This window comes from Hymenobacter edaphi, from assembly GCF_003258365.1.
GTDB lineage: Bacteria > Bacteroidota > Bacteroidia > Cytophagales > Hymenobacteraceae > Solirubrum > Solirubrum edaphi.
The window spans coordinates 483022-507824 of record NZ_QHKM01000002.1 but is presented as its reverse complement, the minus strand read 5'-3'; the positions used below and the strand labels follow the sequence as shown (position 1 = coordinate 507824).

12 protein-coding genes are annotated in these 24803 nt (G+C 66.4%); 8 read left to right on the top strand and 4 right to left on the bottom strand.

Annotation, left to right across the window (positions count from 1 at the left end):
* Position 1 precedes the first annotated feature (1 nt).
* The gene (locus DLM85_RS09660) at positions 2–1324 is read left to right on the top strand and encodes a UDP-N-acetylmuramoyl-tripeptide--D-alanyl-D-alanine ligase (protein WP_243635913.1); all 1323 of its coding nucleotides are present in this window, start codon (positions 2–4) and stop codon (positions 1322–1324) included.
* A 95-nt stretch (positions 1325–1419) separates the two neighbouring features.
* On the opposite strand, the gene rfbC is transcribed toward DLM85_RS09660, so the two are convergent.
* Entirely contained in the window at positions 1420–1965 is a 546-nt protein-coding gene (gene rfbC / locus DLM85_RS09655; RefSeq protein ID WP_111477895.1) for a dTDP-4-dehydrorhamnose 3,5-epimerase, read from the bottom strand.
* A gap of 72 nt (positions 1966–2037) precedes the next feature.
* The gene (locus tag DLM85_RS09650; protein ID WP_111477894.1) at positions 2038–3156 is read right to left on the bottom strand and encodes a glycosyltransferase family 4 protein; all 1119 of its coding nucleotides are present in this window, start codon (positions 3154–3156) and stop codon (positions 2038–2040) included.
* A 448-nt stretch (positions 3157–3604) separates the two neighbouring features.
* On the opposite strand from DLM85_RS09650, the gene DLM85_RS09645 reads away from it, so the two are divergent.
* The 7 genes from DLM85_RS09645 to ppk1 all read left to right on the top strand — a co-directional run bounded on the left by DLM85_RS09645 (position 3605) and on the right by ppk1 (position 14981).
* Positions 3605–6223, top strand: a complete 2619-nt coding sequence (locus DLM85_RS09645; protein ID WP_111477893.1) for a cellulase family glycosylhydrolase — start codon at positions 3605–3607, stop codon at positions 6221–6223.
* A 62-nt stretch (positions 6224–6285) separates the two neighbouring features.
* Positions 6286–7164, top strand: coding sequence for a GNAT family N-acetyltransferase (locus DLM85_RS09640; RefSeq protein ID WP_165822078.1), 879 nt, complete (start codon positions 6286–6288; stop codon positions 7162–7164).
* Between the two features lie 122 nt (positions 7165–7286).
* Positions 7287–8651 (top strand): GTPase HflX, encoded by a 1365-nt coding sequence (hflX, locus tag DLM85_RS09635; RefSeq protein ID WP_111477891.1) that lies wholly within the window; start codon positions 7287–7289, stop codon positions 8649–8651.
* A gap of 221 nt (positions 8652–8872) precedes the next feature.
* Positions 8873–10141: a M43 family zinc metalloprotease gene (locus tag DLM85_RS09630; protein WP_111477890.1), complete on the top strand. Its 1269-nt coding sequence runs from the start codon at positions 8873–8875 to the stop codon at positions 10139–10141.
* 267 nt (positions 10142–10408) lie between these two features.
* Entirely contained in the window at positions 10409–12121 is a 1713-nt protein-coding gene (locus tag DLM85_RS09625) for a GEVED domain-containing protein (protein WP_111477889.1), read from the top strand.
* A gap of 154 nt (positions 12122–12275) precedes the next feature.
* Entirely contained in the window at positions 12276–12773 is a 498-nt protein-coding gene (locus tag DLM85_RS09620) for a SixA phosphatase family protein (RefSeq protein WP_111477888.1), read from the top strand.
* A 114-nt stretch (positions 12774–12887) separates the two neighbouring features.
* A complete protein-coding gene (gene ppk1 / locus DLM85_RS09615) occupies positions 12888–14981 on the top strand; it encodes a polyphosphate kinase 1 (RefSeq protein ID WP_243635912.1) in 2094 nt (697 codons plus the stop codon).
* Between the two features lie 208 nt (positions 14982–15189).
* On the opposite strand, the gene DLM85_RS09610 is transcribed toward ppk1, so the two are convergent.
* Both DLM85_RS09610 and DLM85_RS09605 read right to left on the bottom strand, forming a co-directional pair.
* Positions 15190–16353 (bottom strand): DUF6268 family outer membrane beta-barrel protein, encoded by a 1164-nt coding sequence (locus tag DLM85_RS09610; RefSeq protein ID WP_111477887.1) that lies wholly within the window; start codon positions 16351–16353, stop codon positions 15190–15192.
* Between the two features lie 166 nt (positions 16354–16519).
* Positions 16520–24598: a right-handed parallel beta-helix repeat-containing protein gene (locus DLM85_RS09605; RefSeq protein ID WP_165822077.1), complete on the bottom strand. Its 8079-nt coding sequence runs from the start codon at positions 24596–24598 to the stop codon at positions 16520–16522.
* Positions 24599–24803 lie beyond the last annotated feature (205 nt).

Here is a 24803-nt window from a genome sequence, read left to right as displayed (position 1 = left end):
AATGTACGCCAACCCCGCCGGTATGTCGCCGATTTCCCTTCCTGACCTCTACGCCCGCTTTCAGCAGTGCCGCCGCGTGAGCACCGACTCGCGCCAGCCCCAGGACCAGACGCTCTTCGTGGCCCTGAACGGCCCCAGCTTCCGCGGCGCCGACTTTGCCCCGCAGGCCCTGGCCCAGGGCGCCCGCGTGGCCGTGGTGGACGATGCCGCGCTGGCCGCCACCGACCCGGCGCGCTACGCCTACGTGCCCGACACGCTGCTGGCCCTGCAGGAGCTAGCCCACCACCACCGCCGGCAGCTGCAAATGCCCGTGGTGGCCGTGACGGGCTCCAACGGCAAAACCACCACCAAGGAGCTGCTCAGCGCCGTGCTCAGCCGCCGCTACCGGGTGCAGTACACCCGCGGCAACCTCAACAACCACATCGGCGTGCCGCTGACGCTGCTCAGCATCGACCCCGAGGAGCACAACCTGGCCGTGGTGGAAATGGGCGCCAACCACCAGGGCGAAATCGACAGCTACTGCCGCTACGCCGAGCCTACCCACGGGCTTATCACCAACATCGGCAAGGCCCACCTCGAAGGCTTCGGCGGGGCCGAGGGCGTGGCCAAAGGCAAGGGCGAGCTGTTTCGCTACCTGGCCGAAACCGGCGGCACGGCTTTCGTGAACACCCAGGATGCGCGCCTGCCCGAATTGGGCCAGCTGGTGCCCGCGCGCGTGAGCTACCCGAGCGCGGGCGACACCTACCCGGCCGAGCTGCTCACGGCCGCCCCGCAGGTGAGCATGCGCCTGTTCGACGGCACGCTGGTGGAAGCCACCATCACCGGGGCCTACAACTTCGTGAACCTGGCCGCCGCCGCCGCCGTGGGCGCCCACTTCGGCGTGCCGTCGGCGGATATTGCCGCCGCCCTGGCCGCCTACGACCCCAAGAACAACCGCTCCCAGCTGGTGCGCACCGAGCGCAACGAGCTGATTCTGGACGCCTACAACGCCAACCCCTCGTCGATGGCCGCGGCCATTGCCAGCCTGGCCGCCCGGCCCAGCGAGGCCGCCCGCAAGGTGGCCATCCTGGCCGATATGTTTGAGCTGGGCGACGAAAGCGCCGCCGAGCACCACGCCCTCGGCGACCTGCTGGCCCGCCAGGAATTCGGCCTGGTACTGCTCATCGGCACCGACATGCAGCGGGCGCAGCGTCCGGGCTTCCGCCACTTCGTCACCAAGGCCCAGGCCGCCCACTGGCTGCGCGAGCATCCGCTCGACGGCCGCCTCATCCTGGTAAAAGGCTCCCGCGGCATGGGCCTGGAAACGCTGGTTGGTGAGTTGTGAGATGGTGAAATGGGGAGTGTCGTTCTGCTTGCGCGAAATGCGCGGTGCCGGCCTCCCAAACATTAACTCACCAGTTCACCATCTCACTCTTTCACCTAAAACGGACTCGTCAGCTCGCTCAGGCGGGGCAGGATTTCGTCTTTGGGCGACACGTTGGGGGCGTCGGCCCCCCAGTTGATACCCAGGGCCGGGTCGTTCCAGAGCAGGCCACCTTCCGAAGCCGGGTGGTAGTAGTTCGAGCACTTATAGAGGAAGATGGTGTCGTCGTCCAGCGCCAGGAAGCCGTGGGCGAAGCCGACGGGCACGTAGAGCATGTTGGCGCGCTCGGCCGTGAGCAGGGTGCTGGTGTGCTGGCCGAAGGTGGGCGAGTCGCGGCGGATGTCCACGACCACGTCGAGGGCGCGGCCGCGGGCCACGCGCACCAGCTTGGCCTGGGCGTAGGGCGGGCGCTGAAAGTGCAGGCCGCGCAACACGCCGGCGGCGGAGATGGACTGGTTGTCCTGCACCCAGTCTTCCACGATGCCGGCTTTATCGGCCAGCAGCCGGGCGCTGAACGACTCGAAAAACGTACCGCGGGCGTCGCCGAACACGCGCGGCACCAGTTCGATAACCCCGCTGATCGGGTGCTGAATTACTTCCATCGGGCAAGTAGAGGGAGAGGCATGGGGAGGCGGCCGGCGCCGGAAACTACGCAGCGGCGGCCGGAAGTGGGTTTAGCGGCGGCCGATTTCGGCCACGGTGCGCAGGTATTTGTCGAGCACCAGCCGCTCGTCGAACTTGGTTTCGGCCAGGCGGCGCGAGGCCTGGCCCATGCGCCGCAGCTCGGCGTCGGGCAGGCGCAGGACTTGCAGCATCTTGGCCGCCAGGTCGTCGGCGGAGCGTACCTGGCAGAGGTAGCCGTTGTCGCCGTCGACGACGGTTTCGCGGCAGCCGGGCACGTCGGTGGTCACGAGGGGCTTGCCCAGGGCGGCGGCTTCGAGCAGGGTTTTGGGGGTGCCTTCGCGGTAGCTGGGCAGCACCACGCAGTCGGCCTGCTGGATGTGGGCGGGCACGTCGTCGGAGGTGCCGAGGTACTCCACGTCGCCGGCCCGCATCCACTCCTCGAATACCACGCGCTTCACCCCCACCCCGCCCGACTCATCGATGCCGCCGAGCAACTGAATGCGGGTGCCGGGCACGGCCGCGCGCACCTGCCGGGCCGCCTCGAAGTACTCCTCCACGCCCTTTTCGTAGAGCACGCGGGCAATCATGAGGAAGGTGAAGGGCTCGTGGCGCACCGGGGCGGCGGGGTCGGGGCGGAACTTGTCCACGTCGATGCCGGAGCCGGGCACGAGGTCGGTGATTTCCGGGCGCAGCAGCTTGTGCTGCAGAAAGAGCTGCCGGTCGTCGTCGTTCTGAAAAAACACCCGCTTGGGAAACTGAAACGCGAAGCGGTAGAGGCCCAGGGCCACCTTGCTCACCAGGTTCTGCACGATAAACACCGTGCCGAGGCCCGACACGTTGTTGGCGCAGGGGATGCCCGCCAGCTTGGCCGCGATAGTGCCGTAGATGTTGGGCTTGATGGTGTAGTGCAGGATGACGTCGGGCCGCTCGCGGCGGTAAATCTGGTAGAAGCGGCGCGTGAGGGCGGCGTCCTTTACCGGGTTGGTGCCCTTGTTTTCCATCGGAATGGGCACGTAGCGGCAGCCCAGCTCGGTTTCCAGCCGTGCGGAATAATCATCGGGCGGGGCAATGGCCAGCACCTCGTGGCCGGCCTGCTGCAGGGCGCGCACGAGGTTGCGGCGGAAGTTCCAGATGTTCCAGCTGGTATTGATGACGATGGCAACGCGCATAAAAAAGCCGGCGCGGGTTGGGCACCGGTGCGGCAAAGGTAAGGATAGGGGGTGAGGGTGGGCGGGTAGACGGGCGGGAGTTTGGGAGATTAGGCGTTATTGGGTGTGCCACCCGGCCCTCCCGGCGCCGCACAGCCCGGTTCGGGCGCCGGGTGCCGGTTTACTTACGTGACGGTTGGTTCGGGCACTTGGCGGTCGGTTGACCCGCTTGCGGCGGTGGCCAGGGCCCTTGACGCGCCGCCGCGGCTGCCGGAAGCCGCGCCCACGGCCCTTGACGCCGCCCGTCCGCTGGCGGAGGCCGCGCTTACGCCCCCTGACGCGCCGCGCATGGCCCTGGGTGCGCCGGGCAGGCCACCTGGCGCGCCGCGTACGGTCCTTGGGGCGCCGGGCACCGGCCGCCCCCGGCCGCGTGGTGTACTTTTGCCCCTTTCACCCGGCCTATCTGCCCATGAAGCTCCTGCGTATCCTGTTGCTGCTGCCGCTGCTGTGGAGCGGCTTTTCCCTTCCGGCCTCGGCCCAACAGAAGCCGGCGGCCGGCGTGTTCGTCGACCAGCAAGGCGTGCTGCGCTGGGCCGACTCGCGCCAGGAGGTGGCCCTGTTCGGGGTGAACTACACCGCGCCCTTTGCCCACGCTTACCGGGCGCACCGGGCCGTGGGGGCCGATCTGGAGCAGGCCATCCGGCAGGACGTGTACCACCTGGCCCGCCTGGGCGTGGATGCCTTCCGCGTGCACGTGTGGGACGTGGAAATCACCGATACGCTGGGCAACCTGCAGCCGAACGAGCACCTGCGCCTGCTCGATTTTCTGCTGGCCGAGCTCAAGCAGCGCGGCATCAAGACCATTCTGACGCCCATTGCCTACTGGAACAACGGCTACCCCGAGCCGGACACGGGCACCGGCTTTTCCAGCATCTACTCCAAGGCCGAGGCCTACGTGAACCCGCGCGCCATCGCGGCCCAGGAGCGGTACCTGACGCAGTTTCTGAACCACCAGAACCCCTACACCAAGCGCCTGTTGCGCGACGACCCGGACATTATTGCCTTCGAGGTGTGCAACGAGCCGCGCTACCACGAGCCCAAGGCGCAGGTGACGGACTTCGCCAACCGCATGGTGCGGGCCATGCGCGCCACCGGCCTGCAAAAGCCCATTTTCTACAACATCGCCGAAAACTACGCCGTCCACGAAGCCATTCTCGATGCCGACGTGGACGGCCTCACCTTTCAGTGGTACCCGCAGGGGCTGGTGAGCGGGCACGCGCTGCGCGGCAACCTGCTGCCCTACGTCGACCAGTACCCCATCCCCTACCGCAACGACCCGCGCTTCCGGCGCCGGGCCAAGATGGTGTACGAGTTCGAGTCGGCCGACGTGCTGCAGCCCATCATGTACCCGATGATGGCCCGCAGCTTCCGCGAGGCGGGCTTTCAGTGGGCCACGCAGTTTGCCTACGACCCGCTGGCCATTGCCCCCTACAACACCGAGTACCAGACGCACTATCTGAACCTGGCCTACACGCCCGGCAAGGCCATCAGCCTGCTCATCGCGGGCAAGGTGTTCCGCACGATAAAGCGTAATCAGCAGTTCCGCCGCTACCCCGCCGATTCGGTGTTCGGCCCGTTCCGGGTCAGCTACCGGGAGCAGCTCAGCGAGATGAACACCGACCAGGAGTTCTACTACACCAACACCACCCGCACCCAGCCCAAGAAGCCGGCGAAGCTGCAGCACCTGGCCGGCGTGGGCTCCTCGCCGGTGGTGACGTACGGCGGTACCGGCGCCTACTTCCTCGACCGCGTGGCCCCCGGCGTGTGGCGGCTGGAGGTGATGCCCGACGCGGTGCCCGTGCGCGACCCGTTCGAAACGGCCTCCTTGCGCAAGGTGGTGACCAGCATCCGGTGGAACGAGCAGCCGCTGCGCGTGCAGCTGCCGGATCTGGGCTCGACTTTCACGCTGCGCGGCCTCAACCCGGGCAACCGCGCGCAGCAGCAGGCGCAGGACGGGGCCCTGGCCGTGCTCCCGGGCAGCTATCTGCTGTCGGTTCGCGACCAGGATGCCGCGCAGTGGACAACGCAGGCCGCGCGCGTGGGCGTGCTCGGCCTGAGCGAATACGTGGCCCCGTTGCCTACGCCCGACCAGCCGGTAGCGCAGCCGCTGCCGACGGTGCTGTCGGCTCCGCCGGCGCAGGCCACGGCGGGCCAGCCGCTGCGGCTGCAGGTGCAGGTGGCCGGTGCCGGCCCGCAGGATAGCCTGCTGCTGGTGGCGCAGCATTTTTACGGCCGCACCCGCCGCCTGCCGATGACGCGCCGGAGCCTCACCACGGCCGAATCCACCGTGCCCGCCGAGCTGCTGTACCCCGGCCTGCTGCGCTACTGGGTGGTGGTGAAGCCACAGGATAAGTCGAAAGGCCTGCCGACGCTGACTTTCCCCGGCAGCGTGCCGGGTACGCCGCGCGACTGGGACTTCTACTCCCCCGAGCACTGGGAAGTGCCCATTGTGGCGGCGGGCAGCCCGCTGCCGCTGTTCCGCGCCGCCCACGACCAGCGCCGGGTGGAGGTGCGCGGCACCGAAAACGCCTTTTCGGGCTGGGCCGACTACGTGACCACGCCCGCCGGGGAGCCCGCCCTGCGCCTGACGGTGCCCGTAGCCAAAGCCGGAGCCGGCACCGCCGAACCCGCCCCCGCCGTGAGTTTGCGCGCCTACTTCGCCGACCAGCTGCCGGGCCGCGCTGGCGAGCTGGCCGGCGCCAAAGAGCTGCTGGTGCGGGCCCGCACGAGTCAGCCCGGGGCCCGGGTGCAGGTGCTGCTCGTCACCCGGGACGCGGCCGCCTACGCCGCCCCGCTGACGCTGACGACGGAGTGGCAGACCGTGCACATCCCGCTCAGCAGCCTGCAGCCGGCCCCTATGCTGATAACGCCGCGCCCCTACCCCGGCTTCCTGCCCCTGCACTTCCGGCCCGCCACCCAGCCCGCCCAGCTGCGCCTGACCGATGCGGAGGTGTTGCAAGTTGTGGCCGACGGGCCGGCCGTGGGCAGCCCTCTGCACGTCGATCTGGAATCCGTATGGCTGCAGTAGCGCGGGCTAAAGCCCGCGCTACTGCCGTACCTTGCGGCTTCGCGCCTAACCCTGCCCCACCTATGCTCACCACCCCGCGCCTGCAGCTGATTCCGTGTACGCCGGCCTATTTCGAGGCCGCGCTGGCTGGCCACCACATCCTGGCCGCCGTGCTGGGCGTGGCCGCCGAAGCCGGCTGGCCCGGCTCGGAGGAGGCCCGGCAGGCGCTGGCCCCCGGCTACCAGCACCTGCGCCGCGACCCGGGCCTGGCGCCCTGGTGGATCTACCTGCTCGTGCACCGGGCCGATCAGCGGCTGATCGGGCTGGCCGGCTTCAAAGGCCGCCCCGACGAGCAGGGCGCGGTGGAAATCGGCTACAGCGTGGCCGAGGCCTACCGCGGGCAGGGCTTGGCCACCGAGGCCGCCCGGGCCCTGGTGCAGCACGCCTTCGCGCAGCCCGCCGTGCGCCGCGTGACGGCCCTGACCCAGCCCCGGCGCAATGCCTCCTGCCGGGTGCTGGAAAAAGCCGGCTTGGCTTACGAAGGCCCGGTGCTCGACCCGAACTGGGGGGAGGTCTGGCAGTGGGGCCGTCTGCGCCCGGTGGCCGCCCCGGTGTCAGTAGCCGCCCCGCTGCGGGCCGCCGGCGTGGCCCTGCTGCTGGCGCTGGGCAGCTGCGGCGGCGAAGCTGAAAAAGCCACCGCTCCGCCCACCGCCGCGCCGGCCGCTGCCGATGGTATGGTGGACGCCGGCCGGGCCCTGTTCGAGCAAAACTGCGCCCTCTGCCACGGCCCCGACGGCAAGCGCGGCCTCAACGGTGCCCACGACCTGACCAAGAGCAACCTCAACCAGATGGGCCGGGTGTACATGGTGACGAACGGGCTGGGCAAGATGCCCGCCTTCAAAGGTCAGCTCACGCCCGAGCAAATCGAGCAGGTGGCCGCCTACAGCCTCACGCTGAAGTAGCCGCGTCGTAGCGCGAAGCGCTGCTTCGCGCTACGACGCGGGCGCGTTACCCTTGCGTTACTTTTGCCGTATGTGACGGGCAGCCCCTGCTTCCCATTTTTTCCGCTCCCGACTACCTTTCCATGGCAAACCGCCCCGCTTCCAAACGTCGCACCAACAGCACCCGCCACCCCGGCGCCCACGATACGGTGAAGGGCCGCGCCGGCCGCATCCTGGTCAAAGGCAACAAAGACGCCACCTACGAAACTTCGCCCGAGCAGGAAACCGCCGTGCTGGTGGCCGTGCCCGACAAGCGCCAGGACGACGCGCTGACCACCGAGTACCTCGACGAACTGGCTTTTCTGACCGAAACGGCCGGCACCGTGCCCACCAAACGCTTTATCCAGAAGCTCGAAAAGCCCGACCTGCGCACCTTTGTCGGCTCGGGCAAGCTGGAGGAAATCCGCGCCTACGTGCAGCACCACGACACCAGCGTGGTCATCTTCGACGACGACCTCTCGCCTTCCCAGCTACGCAACCTGGAGGCCGAGCTGAAGGTGAAAATCCTGGACCGCACCCTGCTCATCCTCGACATCTTCGCCTCGCGCGCCAAGACGGCCACCTCCCGCACTCAGGTGGAGCTGGCCCAGTACCAGTACCTGCTGCCGCGCCTCACCGGCCTCTGGAGCCACTTGGACAAGCAGCGCGGCGGCGTGGGCATGCGCGGCCCGGGCGAACGGGAAATCGAAACCGACCGCCGCGTGGTGCGCGACCGGATCAGCCTGCTGAAAGAGCAGCTGCAGGAGTTCGACAAGCAAAGCCAGGTGCAGCGCAAGGCCCGCGCCGGCACCCTGCGCGTGGCCCTGGTGGGCTACACCAACGTGGGCAAGAGCACGCTGATGAACCTGCTCAGCCGCGCCGACGTGTTTGCCGAAAACAAGCTCTTCGCCACCCTTGACTCGACGGTGCGCAAGGTGGTGCTCGACAACGTGCCCTTCCTGCTCTCCGATACCGTCGGGTTTATCCGCAAGCTGCCCACGCGCCTGATCGAGAGCTTTAAGTCGACGCTGGACGAAATCCGCGAGGCCGACCTGCTGCTGCACGTGGTGGACATTTCGCACCCGATGTTCGAGGAGCACATTCAGGTGGTCAACGACACGCTCAAGGACATCGGCGCGGCCGAAAAGCCGACCATCCTGGTGTTCAACAAAATCGACCAGTACCAGACCGACGTGGACCCGGCCGCCCACCTGCACGGCGTGGAGCCCGACCACGCCGAGGACCTGCACCACGCCGACGACGTGCAGCAGCGCCCTACGCTGGAGCAGCTGCAGGCTTCCTACATGGCCCGCCTCCACGACCCGGTCATTTTCATTTCGGCCCAGGAGCGGCAGAACGTCGACGAGCTGCGCAGCATGATTTCGCGCCGCCTGCGCGTGCTCTACGAGCAGCAGTACCCCGGCCACCCGCCCTTCCCTGATCTATCGGCCTACAGCGCCGCTGAATAGGGCGGGGCCTATCCATTCATAATCCTGTTTTGAACAGAGCCGGGCCGGTGGTCCGGCTCTTCTTTTTGCCCAATCGGGCACGTAGCAAGATTTTATTTTCCTTATTCATAAACACATAGTATTTGCGCAATTTAAAATTTGACAACCTATTTTTTGCTTTTCTGTACAGCAATTCGTCTATTACCAGACAATTCTTGCCACCACCACCACCAAACTCTTCTATGAAGAAAACATTCTACGCCCTCACCATTGGTTTGAGCTTTGCCGCCCTGCTGCCCGCCACGGCTCAGGATGCGGCCCGCGCCATTGCCCCAGGTGCTCAGCCCCAGGCAGAGCTGCCCGGCCGCCAGTGCGCCTCCATGGATGTACTGGCCCAGCAGATTGCCGCCGACCCGGCCATGAGCCAGCGCATGGCCGCCATCGAAGCCCAGACGCGCAGCTTCACGGCCAACACCACCGTGAACCGTACCAACGCTGTGGTAACCATCCCGGTGGTGGTGCACGTGGTGTACAACACCGCGGCCCAGAACGTACCGCAGTCGCAGATCGACGCGCAGATTGCCGTGCTGAACCAGGACTTCGCCAAGCTGAACGCCGACGCCGGCAATACGCCCGCCATCTACGCCGGCCTGGCTGCCAACACCAACATCCAGTTTGTGCTGGCCAAGCGCGACCCGAACGGCGCGGCCACTAGCGGCGTGGTGCGCAAATCCACCAAGACCCGTTCGTTCAGCTCGAACGACTTCGTGAAGTACTCCAGCAAGGGCGGCAGCGACGCCTGGCCCCGCGACAAGTACCTGAACCTGTGGCTCTGCAACCTCGGCCAGGGCCTGCTGGGCTACGCACAGTTCCCCGGCGGGGCCGCCGCTACCGATGGCGTGGTGGTGCTCTACTCCTCGGTGCCCGGTGGCGCCGCTACCAACTACGACAAGGGCCGCACCGCCACCCACGAAGTGGGCCACTGGCTGAACCTGCGCCACATCTGGGGTGATGCTACCTGCGGCAACGACCTCGTTTCGGACACGCCTACGCAGCAGACCAGCAACGGCGGCTGCCCGGCCTTTCCGAAGATTACCTGCAGCAACCAGGGCGACATGTCGATGAACTACATGGACTACACCTACGACCGGTGCATGTACATGTTCACCACCGGCCAAGCCTCGCGCATGAACGCGCTGTTTGGCACGGGCGGCGCCCGCGCCGCGCTGCTGACCTCGACCGGCGGCACCGCCCCGCGCACGGCGCTGGCCGCCTACACGCTGTTCCCGAACCCGGCTACCTCGACCCTGACGCTGACCGACGCCGCCGTGGCTTCCCGCAACGCCAACGTGAGCGTGCAGGTGTATGACATCCACGGCCAGCTGATGAAAGCCGCCCGCTACAACGCCGCCACCGGCCAGGTGGACGTGCAGGGCCTGAACAAAGGCCTGTACCGCATTGCCATCAACGACGGCCAGCAGACGGTGCAGAAGAGCTTCATGAAGGAATAGTCAGGCAGCATTGCCGGCTTACGCAAAAGCGCCCCTTCCGCGTGGGAGGGGCGCTTTTGCGTAAGCCGGCAGTTGTACAAAGCCCGGGCCGACCGCGGGGCCGCCCCGTCGTTTGTTGCATGTTTTATTTACACTGCCGAGAATTATCAGCACTTTTTTAAAGAATTTTTCAACAAACACTTGTTAGCCAGGCAATAATTTCAAAGATTGCCGCCGTGACTTTCAAAAAGTCATACCGCCCCTCTTTTCCACAACCAAACCCCTTTTATGAAAAAAACCGTTTACGCTGCCTTGGCGTGCCTGGGCTTGCTGACTTCCGCCGCGCAGGCGCAGTCCGTTCGCCAGTGCGCTACCGTCGACAACCTGCAGGCCCAACTCACGGCCGACCCGGCCATGGCCGCGCGCCGCGCCGCCATTGAGGCCCAGACGCAGACTTACCTGGCCAACAAGGCCAACGAAGCCCAGCGTACCAACGCCGTCATTACCATTCCGGTGGTGGTGCACGTGCTCTACAACACCTCGGCCCAGAACATTTCCGACGCCCAGATTCAGTCGCAGCTCGATGTGCTGAACCAGGACTACAGCAAAACCAACTCCGACTACACCAAGGCGCCGGCGGCCTTCGCCGGGCTGGTGGCCAACGTGGGCATTCAGTTCGTACTGGCTAAGCAGACGCCCACCGGCGCCGCCACCACCGGCATCGAGCGGAAGCAGACCACGAAAACCTCCTGGGGCACCGACGACCAGATGAAGAAGGCCAGCACCGGTGGCCTCGACGCGTGGAACTCCAGCAAGTACCTGAACCTGTGGGTGTGCAACCTCTCGGGCGGCGTGCTGGGCTACGCGCAGTTTCCCGGCGGCCCGGCCGCTACCGACGGCGTCGTCATCCTGACCACGGCCTTCGGCAAGGGTGGCTCGGCGGTGGCGCCCTTCAACCTGGGCCGCACCGGCACCCACGAAGTGGGCCACTGGCTGAACCTGAACCACATCTGGGGCGACGACGGCACGTCCTGCTCCGGCACCGACAACGTGTCGGACACGCCCAACCAGGCCGACGAGAACTACGGCACGCCGAGCTACCCGCAGGCGTCCTGCTCGAACACCAGCGACATGTTTATGAACTACATGGACTACGTGGACGACGTGGCCATGTACATGTTCTCGACCGGGCAGTCCTCGCGCATGAACGCGCTGTTTGCCTCGGGCGGCGCCCGGGTGGGCCTGCTCACCTCGGTGGGCGGCACGGCTCCCGGCGGCGGCACCACGCCCACCACGCCTACCTACTGCGCCTCGAAGGGCAGCAGCGTCGGCTACGAATGGGTTGACCTGGTGCAGCTGGGCTCCATCAACCGCAGCTCGGCAGCCAACGCCGGCTACTACGACGGCACGGCCCTGGGCACCACGGTAGCGGCCGGCTCGGCCCAGACCATCTACTACTCGGCCGGCTTCGCTTCGACGGCCTACACCGAGTACTGGAAGATTTACATCGACTACAACCAGGACGGTGACTTCACCGACGCGGGCGAGCTGGTGGCCAGCCGCAGCAGCAACGCCAGCACCACGCTGAGCAGCGCCTTTACGGTACCGAGCACGGCCAAAAACGGCAAAACCCGGCTGCGCGTGGTGATGAGCGACAACTCGGCCACCACCAGCTGCGGCTCCTACAGCTACGGCGAGACGGAGGACTACTCCGTCACCATCTCGGGAGGCCTGCGCACCTCGGAATCGGCGAAAGCGGCCCTGGCCGACTACAAGCTGTTCCCGAACCCGACCAGCGACGTGCTGAACCTGGTGCTGCCGGCCGACCACTTGGCCGCCAACGTGCAGGTGGAAGTATTCGACGCCCGCGGCGCCAGCATGAAGCAGGTGCGCTACGACGGCTCGGGCCTGCTGGAAGTGCAGCAGCTGCCGGCTGGCGTGTACACCCTGCGCCTGACCGACGGCAGCACGGTGGTTCACCAGCGCTTCGTCAAGCAATAATCTTCGGCCGACCTTCGGCCAACGCCTCACTCACCACGCTGCAAACCCGCTCCGCCTCCGGCGGGGCGGGTTTTGCTTTGGAAGCCCGCCCCGCCGGATAACCATTTCCGCCGGGGGCCAGTAAAGAAGCGCGCTACTGCTACCTCTCCCCACGATGAAAATCCTGTACCTGATGCGCCACGCCAAGTCGAGCTGGAACTTCGACGGGCTCAGCGACAAAGAACGCCCCCTGAATAACCGCGGCCGCACCGACGCGCCCCAGATGGGGCAGGCCCTGGCCGCGCGCAACCTGCAGCTGGACCTGCTGGTGAGCAGCCCGGCCGTGCGGGCCCTGAGCACCGCCGCCCTGGTGGCCAAAGAGCTGAACTATCCGCCCGAGCGCATTCAGGTGCTCGACGGCGTTTACGAAGCCGACCTAGACCGCCTGGTGGGCCTGGTGCAGGAGCTGCCCGATGAGGCCAACAGCGTGCTGCTGGTGGGCCACAACCCCACCATCACCGACACGGTGAACTACCTCTCGCCCAGCGCCGTGCACGAAATGACAACGGCCGCCGTGGTGTGCCTGCACTTTCAGACCGACCGGTGGGCCGACGTCCACCGCCACAACGCCGAGCTGTACTTTGTGGACTCGCCGAAAAACCACGAAGACTGACGGTGAACTGGTGAGGTGGTGCACTGGGGAGTGTCGTTCTGACTGCACGTAATGCGCAGTCTCGGCCTCCCGAACATCAACTCACCAGTTCACCACCTCACCATTTCACCACCTATGCCGCCCGACGCCCTGACCACCCCACTGCCCCCGGAACCGACGCTGCTCAACCGCGAGCAAAGCTGGCTGACCTTCAACGCCCGCGTGCTGCAGGAAGCGCAGAACCCCGAGGTGCCGCTGCTGGAGCGCCTGAAGTTCCTGGCCATCTTCTCCTCCAACCTCGACGAGTACTTCAAGGTGCGCGTGGCCACGCTGCGCCGCCTGCAGAACCTCAAGCGTAAAACCCGCGCAAAGCTCGGCGAAGACCCGGCCGAGCAGCTGCAGCAGGTGCTGGCCGAAGTGGGCCGGCAGCAGGAGCTGTTCGGCGACACGTTTCGCAACCAGATTCTGCCCGAGCTGCACCGCCAGCACATTCACCTCGTCACGGAGCACGACCTCACCGGCGAGCAGCGCCAGTGGGTGCAGACGTATTTCCGCGAGCGGGTGCAGGACCTGCTCTCCCCCATCGTGCTCGACGACAACCTGCACCACCTGTTTCTGAAGGACCAGGTGACTTACCTCACCGTGTACCTGGCGGGCCACGCCAAGGGCAAAAAGGCCGAGGACGAGGAGCGTGTGCTGGTGATGGAGCTGCCCACCAAGCGCCACGGCGGCCGCTTCGTGCAGCTGCCCGACGTGGGCTCCGAGCACTACGTGATGTTTCTCGACGACGTGGTGCGCTGCTGCGCCCACGAGCTGTTTCCGAAGTACCAGACGGTGGAGGTGAGCAGCATCAAAATGTCGCGCGACGCGGAGCTGGACATTCAGGAGGAAGTCTCGGGCAACCTGCTGGCCAAAATCAAGAGCAGCCTGCAGAAGCGCGAAACCGGCTACCCCGCCCGCCTGCTCTACGACCCGGCCATGCCCAAGCCCGCGCTGCGCGCCCTGATGCAGAAAACCGGCATCGGCAAGGACGAGCTGGTGGAGGGCAGCCGCTACCACAACTTCCGCGACTTTTTCGGCTTCCCGGGCTTCGGGCTCAAGGAACTGCAGTACCCGCCGCAGAACGCCCTGCCCCACCCCTCGCTGCCGCGCGCCAAGGAGGACAGCCTGCTGGCCGCCGTGGCCCAGCACGACCACCTGATCCACTACCCCTACCAGTCGTTCGACTACGTGCCGCGCCTGATCCGGGAAGCGGCCAAGGACCCGGCCGTGACCGAGGTGAGCATTACGCTCTACCGCGTGGCCGGCAAAAGCGAGGTGGCCAAGGCCCTGCTCAAAGCCGCCAAAAACGGCAAGCGCGTGACCGTGGTGGTGGAGCTGAAAGCCCGCTTCGACGAGGAATCCAACATTCGCTGGGCCGAGAAGCTGGAGCGGGCCGGCGCGGTGGTCATCTACGGCGTGCCCGAGCTGAAGGTCCACGCCAAGCTGCTGCTCGTCACGCGGCAGGAAGACGGCGCCCCGCGGCACTACGCCTACCTGAGCACCGGCAACTTCAACGAGGACACCTCCCACGTGTACGCCGACCACGGCCTGTTCACGGCCGACGAGCGGCTAACCGGCGAAGTGGCCCGCATCTTCGACTTTTTCCGCTCCCGCGAAACGCCCGCGCCCTTCGGCCACCTGCTGGTGGCGCCCTTCGAACTGCGCCAGCGGCTGAACCTGCTCATCGACGTGGAAATCGAGCACGCCCGCGCCGGACAGGAGGCCTACATCATTCTGAAGCTGAACGCGCTGCAGGACGAGGGCATGATCCGCAAGCTTTACGAGGCCAGCCGGGCCGGCGTGCGGGTGGAACTGCTCATCCGCGGCATCTCGTGCCTGGTGCCGGGCGCGGCGGGCCAGAGCGAGAACATTCAGCAGCGCGGCCTCGTCGACCGGTACCTGGAGCACGCCCGGGTGTACGTGTTCGGCAACGGCGGGCAGGAGCGCATCTACGTGGCCTCGGCCGACTGGATGTCGCGCAACCTGGACCGGCGCGTCGAAGTGGCTTTCCCCCTTTACGACCCCGACGTGCGCCGCGAAGTGCGCCACCTGCTCGATCTGCAGCGCCAGGACAACCAAAAGTCGCGCGACTGGCAAAACCAGTACCTGCGCGAGGCCGCCGAAGAAAAGCCCGTGCGCGCCCAGCACGCCACTTACGAGTACCTGCGCAAAAAGCGGCGGAAGTAACCCAGGCCCCCAACGGCTCACCCGCTGTCGTTGCAAGCGAAGCAATCGGTCCTGGCCAATGAGCCACCCCATAAGAAGCCCCGCCCGAAACCGGCATCTGCAGTTTCGGGCGGGGCTGTTTTTGAGATTCTGCCAGTCGGGCCGCTTGTGCCGCGAGAAAGGCTTGCTTCGTCCTTGGTCCTGGCAATGACGACGGGGCGCCGGCGGCTTACTTGCTAGCCGTTTTCTTCAGGAACTTGCGCGGCGGCACCAGGAAGATTTCCAGGCTGGCGTAGGGGGCGCCGCCCACCACATTGTCGATGATGCGGGGGCGCGGGCTGCCGCGCAGCAGGCTGAAGCCTTTGTTGCCGTCGGCATCGAGGGCGTTGAAGGAGGCGTTGTAGCGGTAGCCGCCTTCCAGGCCGAACCAGATGAAGTCGTAGATTTCACGCTCGATGCGCAGGCGGGGCTTGATTTCGGTCTGGCGCAGGATAAGCGTTTCGAGCTGGTTGTCGAGCGGCTGGCGCAGCTTGATGTTGTAGTTGTAGCCGTCGACGGTGTAGCCGGCGAAGAGCAGGGTGCTGGGCGAGGCGTTGTAGCGAAACGACACGCGGGCCGGAAACAGCGACTCCACGCCCCAGCGCGAATTAAAGGTGCGGTTGTAAAGGATGACCGGGTAGATGCTCTGCCGCCCGAAGGTGTAGCCCAGCTGCCCGCCAATACCCCAGGCAAAGTTGGGGCTGCGCTTCCAGCCGTAGATGAACTCGGCCGACATCTTCAGGTAGTCCTTCGGCGCCGACAGCTCGCCCGAGGTGTAGTCGCCGTTCAGCTCGCCCTTCACCCGCGCAATGTACCAGTGCACCTGGTCGACGGGGCGAATGGCTGCCAGCTGCACGCCGATAACCTTCAGGCCCTTGTCTTCGAGGTTGCGGTAGAAGTTGGAGGCGTTCGGGTCCTTGAATTTAAACTCCTCCCGGTCGTAGTTCAGCCCCAGAATCAGCTTCAGGTGCGGGTGGTTGATGAGCGGCGCGTAGGCCTTGATGAAGGCGCGGGCGTTTTTGGTGACGGTGGTTTTGGCCGTGCCTTCCGGCGTCCGGTCGCGCAGCTTCGTGTCGATGCTGAAGTCGCCGAGCCGCTCGTAGTGAAACACCACGCCCTTGCTCGGGCCGCTGCCCAGCACCGAGGGCACGGCGAATTCCTGGCTCTGGCCCACCTGGTCGGCGGCGGCGGTATCGGTGGCCAGCGGGGCCGGCGGCGGGTACACGGGCGTGCGCACCGGCTCACGGTCCTTGCGCGGGGGCTGGTCCTGGGCCTGGCCGGCAGTGGCGCTCAGCAACGCCAGCGCCAGGCCAAAGCCCAGACGCCACGGGAGCGGCGGAGTAGTCGTATTCATGGGGCGCAAATGCGGCAAATGGTGAGAGAACCGGGGGCGGTGCTGGTCTAAACGCAAACGCGCCAAAAAGGCTACATCGGCCCCGGGACTGAACCGCAGGGGCCCAAAAAAAGGCCGCTGCCCCTTGCGGAGCAGCGGCCTTTGCCGTTCGTGGGTTCCATCCACCCTAGTATTTCACGAAGCGGCTGATCCGGGACTGGCCGTTGGCGGCCAGCACCTTCACTAGGTACGTTCCGGCCGGCAGCGCCCGCACGTCGAAGGCCGTGCTCAGCGCGCCCGCCAGTTTGCCTTGCAGCACCAGCGCCCCGGTCGTGCTGTACACCGTCACCTGGCTGATACCGGCGGCCCCGGCGAGGCGAACGTTCAGCGTTTCCGAAGCCGGGTTCGGGAACAGCGTCAGTTCCACCGCGGCCGTCTTGCCGAAGCTCACCACCTTGGCTTCCGAAGCCGTGGTCGTGCCGTCGGTGTCCACTTGCTGCAGGCGGTAGTACACCGTGCCGGCCAGGCGCGAGGCGCCTTGGTCAGTGAAGCTGTACTGCTGCTGCACCGTGCTGTTGCCGTGGCCGGCTACCTGGCCCACTTTCTCGAAGTGCAGGCCATCGATGGAGCGCTCCACGTCGAAGTGGTCGTTGTCCTTCTCCTGCGCCGTCTTCCAGGTCAGCAGCGCCGCGTCGCCCTGGGCCTTGGCCGTGAATTCCACCAGCGTCACCGGCAGCGGGCCGAAGCCGATGCTGAAGGTTACCGCCTGCGTGTTGGTGCCGCCGTTGGCGTCCACCGTCGTCACGTTGATGGTGTAGCTGCCGCCGCGCAGCAGGTTGCGGTTCGTCACCCGGATTTCCCCCGTTGCCGGGTCCAGCGTCAGGCCCAGCGTGTTGAGCTGGGTGGTGCCGGCCGCGTCGGTGGTGGTGGTGCGCACCCCGGTGTCAGCCCCCGAAATCAGGGTACCGTTGGCCACGCTCGTGTTGTAGAACGTGCCGGTACCGGCGTAGCGGGCCGAGTTGGCGTCGAACAGGTAGCCGATCAGGTCCCCGTTGGAGTAGTTGCTGGCCGAACCACCGCGGTTCGGGGCGCTGGCGTAGGCCGAGTTGACGTCCTGACCCACGGCGATGGTGTAGATAGCCGTGTTCGAAGTGGCCGGCGCCGTGGCGTTATCGGTAGCCGTGTACGAGAAGAAGGCGTTGCCGATGAAACCGGCTGCCGGGTCGAAGCGCAGGGTGTTGATCTGCGCCGCCGTTACCGTGGCATTGGCTGCCAGGGGCGTCGTCGAGCTGCCGATGAACAGCTGACCAACCGTGCTGGCGGGCACCGCCGTGATGGTGTACGTCAGCGTGTTGCCGTCGGCATCGGTAGCTACCAGCGGCGAGATGAGCAGCGCCGCGGCCGTGTTGGCTTCCGGCGTCTGCAGGGCATTCACCACGTTGTAAGCCACCGGCGCCCGGTTGATCGACGTGCTGATGCTGGCCGAGTTGTTGCCGGCATTGTCGCCATCGGTGGTGCCGGGCGTGAGGGCCGCTGATACCGAGTAGGCCGCGCTCGGCGCCGTAAACGATACGTAGTTGGTCACCTGACCCGCAGCGCCGCTCGGCTGGTTGCTGATGGCCGGGAAGGTGATGGTGATAAACCCGCCCGCGGGGGCCGCCTGCGAGCTGCCGCTCGGCACCACGATGTTGGTGGCCGTGTCGGGGATGCGCACCGTCTGCGTCGACGAAGCCGCCGACACGCCGTTGTTCAGGGTCGTCACGGCGTAGGTTACCGTGGCGCCGGGCTGCGTGGTCGTCGGGCCGCTGATGCCCGTGGCCACGTCGGCCGAAGGCGCCACCGTCACGGTCAGGCTGTTGGCATTGTTGGCCAGGGTCGTCTCCGGCGTGGCCGACGAGATGAAGGACGTGGCCGTGAACGTGCCGCCGTTGCTCGGCGAGTTGAACACCACCTGGTAGCCGGTCAGCGTCGCGCCGCCGTTGATGGTGCCCGGGCTGTCCCAGGTCACCAGGCCGGTGGTGGGATTGTAGCTGCCACCCGAGCCGCCGCTCACCGTCACGCCCGTCAGGCCGGCCGGCAGCTGCAGGCCCAGCGTTACGTTCGTGGCCGGCGACGAGCCGCTGGCGTTGGTGAAGTTGGCCACGATGCCCATCTGGGTGTTGGGCGCCACCAGCGTGTTGCCGGTGGCAATGGTGGTACCCACGTTGGCCGTGCCGGCCCCCGGGGTAGCCCCCGCCGTAGCCACCGAGGCGAAGTTGTTGTCGAGGTTAGCCTCGGCCGTAGCCGAGGTGGCGCGGGCCAGGCCGTTGACGCTGCTCGCGTCGGGCATGATGAACGTGGCCGTGTTGGTCGTGCTGGTCCCGCTGAGCAGGGTCGCAACCGTGCTGAAGGTCACCAGGCCGGAGGCGTTGTCGTAGCTGCCGCCGCCGGTTACCACCACCGTGCCGAGGCCGGCGGGCAGTTGCAGCGTGGGCACCACCGAAGCCGCCGCCGACGGGCCGTTGTTGGTCGTCGTCACCGTGTAAGTCACCGCGCTGCCGACGCCGGCCGTGCTCGGACCGCTCACGCGCTCCACCAGGTCGGCCGTCTGCTGCACCGTCGTGGCCACCGTGGCCGCGTTGTTGGTCAGTACCGTTTCCGGCGTCGTGGTGCTCACGTTGGCTACGGCCGAGTAGTTCGTAGCGCCCGCGGGCACGGTAAAGCTGATGGAGTTGGTTTGCGTCGTGCCTTTGCTCAGCGCGCCGGCGGAGAAGGTCACCAGACCGGTGTTGGGGTTGTAGCTGCCGCCGCTCACCGTCACGCCCGTCAGGCCGGCCGGCAGGCTTACCGTCTGCACCACGCCCACGGCCGTCGCCTCGCCGAGGCTGCTGGTCGTCACCGTGTAGGTGGCCGTCTGGCCGGGCACTACCGTGGTCGGGCCCGCCAGCGTGGTGGCCACGTTGGCCACCGGGGCCACTTCCACTTTGATCTGGGCCAGGTTGTCGGCCGGCACCAGGTCGGTAGCCGTCGTCATCACCGTGGCCGAGGCCAGTACGAAGCCCTGCGCCGGGGCGTTGAACGTCACCGTGGCCGAGGCGCTGCCGGCCGGAGCCAGGTCGCCGAACGAGGTGAAGGTCACCAGACCGGTGTTGGGGTTGTAGCTGCCGCTGTTGCTTACCGTCACGCCCGTCAGGCCGGCCGGCAGCTGCAGGGTTTCCGTTACCGCGGTAGCCGTAGCCGGACCGGCGTTGCTGGCCGTTACCGTCAGCGTCACCGAGGCGTTCGGGGCCACGTTGGTAGCCGAGCTGCTGATGTTGGTGTATACGTTCACCTGCGAGGAGCTCGGAGCTACAGTAGTCACCGCAGCCGTGCTGGCCAGGTTGTTCAGGTACGCCGTGTTGTTGTTGGTACCCGCCGAGGGCGAGTTCAGGTCACCCGCGTTGTCGTTGCTGGCGCCGGCCGTCACCGTGGCCGAGGGCACGGTGAAGTTGGCCCCCGGAGCGGCAAAGCTGATGCTGTTCACCACCGTCTGGCCCACCGGCAGCGAGCCGATGGCCGGGAAGGTCACCTTGCCGTCGGTCGAGTTGTAGGTACCGCCGTTCGAGGCAAATACGCCCGTCAGGCCGGTCGGCAGCTGCACCACCTGCACCACGTTCGGGGCCGGCGACACCGAGCCCGCGGTGGTGCTCAGGTTGCTGGTCGTCACGGTGTAGGTGATTTCGTTGCCGCGCACCACGCCCGTAGCCGGGCCCGTGATGGTCGTGGCCACGTCGTAGCGCGGGTTGATGGTCACCGTCGTGGCCACCGCGTTGTTGGCCGTGTTGGTTTCCGTCACGGCACCGCTGATGTTGGCCGTAGCCGTTACCGGGCCGGTGCCGGGCATGGCCGATACGGCCACGTTGTAGGTCTGCGAGGAGTTGCCGGCCAGCGTGCCCACCGGAATAGTCACCAGGCCGGTGGCGTTGCTGTAGCTGGCCGAAGCGAAGTTCTGCCCGCCCGTGATGGTCACGGTGCCGCCGTTGGTCGTCAGACCGGCCGGCAGCTGCAGGGTTTCCACCACCGTGCTGGCCGCCGTGGCGGTGCCGTTGGTGGCTACCACCACGTAGGTCAGGGCCGCGCCGGCGTTGATGGCCGTGTTGTTGGCCGGGGCCGTAATCGTGGTCGAGAGGTCGATGCTGGGGTTACGCACGTCCACCGTAATGAAGGCGGTGTTCGACGTCACGCCCGAGGTGTTGTTCACCGTGTAGGGCACCGTGGCAATGCCGGTGAAGCCCGCCGTCGGCGTGAACTGCACCTGGCCGTTGCTCAGGAACTGGAAGGTGCCGCCCGTTACGCTTACCGCCGTGGTGCTGCCGGCCGCCAGGCCGTTCAGGGCCACCGTGGCCGGGTCGATGCTGTTCTGGTCGTTGGTCGTCACGGTCAGCGTGATGGCCGTGGCGGGGGCCGTGGTGCCCGCGTCGTTGATGGCCACCGGGGCGTTGAACACCGGCGAGTTACCCGAGAATTCCGACGTGCCGTAGTTGCCGCCGGTGTTGGTGGTCAGCGTTGCCAAAGCCGTCAGCTGGGCGCCGGCGGCCGTCAGGGCCGTACGCTGGGCCGCCGTCAGCGACGACAGCGCGATGGTCACCGTGAAGCGGTTGGTGTTGTCGGTGCCCTGGTTGCGGCCGTTGATCAGGCCCGAGTAGGAGCCCGTGCCCGCGTTGGTGTCCGCCGTCGAGCCTTCCACGAAGCTGTTGAAGAAGGTCTGGCCTTCGCCGAAGCCGGTGCCGTCGGGGTCGGCCACGTACAGCTCCACCGTCACGCCCGGGCGGGCGAAGCCCTGCACAATCAGGTTGCCGTTGCGGATGGTCGAGGAGGTGATAACCGGGAAGTTGATCAGGCCGTTGGCCTGGGCCGTGTTGGCGTCCACGTCGCCCGCGTCGTTTAGCGTCACGCCGTCGCCGTCGAAGGCGGCGCCCGTGGTCAGGTCGATGCCCAGGTTGCCGTTGGCCGAGAAGCTGTTCTGCGAGAAGACGTTGTTGCTCCCGTCGCGGGCCGAAATACCGTCGCCGACGTTGGCCGTGAAGGTGTTGCCCGTGATGATGTTGTTCGAGCTGGCGTCGCGCAGGCCGATGCCGGCCGTCTGGCCGTTGCTGCTGTTCTGGCCGTTGCCGCTGAACACGTTGCCCGTAATGGTGTTGCCATTGCTCACACCGCTGATGAAGTCGATGCCGTAGCCCGCGTTGTTCAGAAACTGGTTGTTGGTGATGGTGTTGTTCGACGAAGCCGTCATTTCAATACCATCCGAGTTGCTGGCCAGCGCGTTGCGCGAGATGTTGCCGCTCACGGTAGCCCCGCCCACGTTGTTGAGGCGGAAGTTGGCCCCGTTGCTGTAGAACGTGTTGTTCTGGATGATGGCCGAGGTAGCGCCGGCGTCCACGCGCAGCGCGGCCGAGCCCGAGCCCGCCCCGGTATTGGCGTTGGTGAAGCCCATGCCGATAACGCGGGTGTTGGCAGCCGTGGTGGCAAAGCCGTCGGTGCCGCCGAAGTTCACAATCACCTCCGGGCCGGTCGATTCGCTGCCGGCCGTGGTCACCACGGCGTTGCTGTTGCCCACGTTGGTGGTCTGCGTCGAGCCGTTCAGCGCGGTGCTGGCGTCGGTGATGTTGGGCAGCGCCGAGCTAAGGGTGATGGTGGCCGCGCCGTTGGTCAGCTGGTTCACCAAGCCGCTGCGCAGCCCGTTGTGGGCCACGCCGTCCGGAATCATGAAGATGCTCGTTTCCAGCCCGGCCGTCAGGCCCGTCTGCGACAGGTTGGTGTTGGCCAGGGCATTGCTGTTGAGCAGGAACTGGCGCAGCGAGCCTTGGCCCGCGTCGTTGGTGTTGGTGATGACGTCGAAGTTAAAGCCGAAGTCCACGCCGGTTACGCCCGAAGTGCTGGCCGTAATGGTCACCAGCGACTGCGGCGTTGCCGTACCCGCCGTCAGCGAAGCCAGCGTCTGCGAGCCGTTGTTGGCGGCGGCGTCCTGCTTTTCGGGGGCTTCCCCGCCCACGCGGTTCACGTTGCCGTATACAAACGTCTGCACCGGCAGCAGTGCGCTGGTGTAGCCCGTGCGCAGCGAGGTCACGGTAGAGTTGACTACGCGCACCCGGTAGTCGCCGGCCGCCGGCGCGTTGAAGCTGTACGAGCCGGTGCTGTTGGTGGTAGTAGTGGCCACCAGTGCGCCGGCGCTGTTATAGAGCTCCACCGTCGCCCCGGCACGCTGGACGGCGTTGTTGGCAAAGCCCGAACCCGTAGCCGACGTGTTGGCCGTCGAGTAGTTGCGGCCCACGCCGCCGCCGAAGTTCACGTCTTCGAAGACGGTACCGCTGATGATGAACGGATTCACCCCAATGGCGGTCGAGGAAGTGTTATTGCCCGTTACCCCGTTTTCATCCGCGTCGGAGCCAATGGTCGAGGTGGCCGAAACCGGCCCCGTAGGCGGCGCCGTGAACGTAATGGTGGAGTTGCGGGTGGTACCGCTGGCCAGCGTGGCCAGCACCGGGTAGGTTACCAGGCCGGTAGCCGCGTCGTAAGCGCCGGCAATGGTGACACCGTTATCGACTACGACGACGTTGGTCAGGCCCGCCGGCAGTTGCACGGTCCGCACCACGTTGTTGGCCACGTCCTGATCCGCTGCGTTACCGAAGCTCACGTTGAACTGGCCCTGCTGGCCCGCGTTGATGGGCGAGGTCAGCGGCGCAATGCTCGTCGTCAGATCTGCCTGGGAGCACCACGAGAAGGAGTGGATGCCGATAAACTGTCCGCCCGGATCGGCCGGGCTGGTTTGCAGGTTGCGGTAGCGCAGCGTCACGCGCTGAATGGCCACCGGGAAGGTGATAAGCACGTTGCCATCGACGCCGAAGTTGTTGAAGTCGTTCTGGCTCCGGATGCGGTTGCCGGTCAGCAGCGTGTTGCTCCCGTTCGAGCCCAGCGAAACGTCGCCGCTCGTCAGGGCATAAGCCGTGCCGCCCGAAGCGCCCGCGTAGCCGTCTACCTGCAGCTCGTCGGTCCAGCCCGAGTTGGCCTGGTTGCCCACCAACTGGTCGATGTCCGACACGGTAAACGAGAAATTCTTCAGCGGACGGCTGAAGTTGAACGTGATGATCTGCGTCGCGGTAGTCCCCGAGCCGTAATCCGATTCCCAGTTCAGCGACGTGCCGGGGGCGTTGGTGCCGGCCCGCACGCTCAGGCTGGAAGTCGAGCCGTTAACGGTAGTGGTAGTGTAGTCGCCGGTCGTGATGGTCACGCCGTCCACGGTCACGGTTTTGCCGTTGACCGCCCAGTTTTCGGCCGGGTTGGTGGGACGGGTGGCAAAATCCAGCGCGCTGGCTTGCCCGCAGGTGGCTTTGCTCACCGGAATGGCGTAGCCCGCCGGCTCCGACTCCAGCCCGATGTTGTCGACGGCGGCGTAGGTGAAGCGCATCGTGCCAAAAGAGCCGGCGGCCGGGTCGAACGCCAGCGTGGCGGCCTGCGTGGGCGTCAGCGACTGCCCGGCCGTCACGGCCGCGGGCGTAATCGTAGCGCCGGCGGCGTTGCGGGTGATGTAAAGGATGCCGCTTGCCGGCAGCGTCTTGACGATGTAGCTCTGAATGCTGCCGTCCGAATCGGCGCCCACGAAGTCCTGCGACAGGGGCGTGATGCCAAAGCTGGCCGGCATGATCAGCGCGGTCAGGTTTTGGGCCGTGGGCGGGGTGCTGACGCGGATAACGTAGTTGGCGTTGCCCGACGTGGCCGGCACGGTACCACCGCTTTGCCGCAGGCTGTACGTCAGGTTGATGGTGCCGCTATACGTCGCGACGGGCGTGAAAGCCAGGCGCGGGTAGGTGGCCAGGTTGTATTCCGTAGCGGCCGCCACCACAATTGAGGTGGTGCCGTCGGCCGTGAAAGCCCGCAGCGTACCCTGCGTCGAGGCGTTGGGAATCGTGTTGAACGTTGCCCGGTTGGCGGCCGTCGTGCCGCCGCTGACGGTGCCGTTCGGGGCCGTAATTTCCGTCAGGCCGGCGTCGTTGGCTATGGACACGGTCACGTCGTTGGCCGACAGCGCCGTCGGGCGGGCGCCCGTACCGGCCGCGCTGCCTCTGACGACCGTGCTGGGTACCGTTACCGCCGATACCCGGGGCATGCCGCTGCTCGCGCGAACGGGCCGCGGCCGGTCCAGGTCGCCAGCCGGCGCAGTAGCGCCGCGGGGACTGGTCTGGGCTGTCACCGCGTCGGTGCCCCCAAGCCAGATCAGCAATCCGATGGTTAATCGTAAGGCTGTTTTCATTGCAAAGTATATTGAGTGGATGGAAAAGCGTTTGTAGGTCTGCCGGCGCATTTTCGGAGGCAACAAAACTAGCCTCGGGCTATGCGCGTGGCCATCTGTTCTCGATTAATGGAGCGTTTTGCTGGCCGGATAAAGGATTCTTCTCGCTGAACGGACTGGCTTAGACTGCACTAGTCCGAAATGGGAATTTTTCTATGTCGCTTCC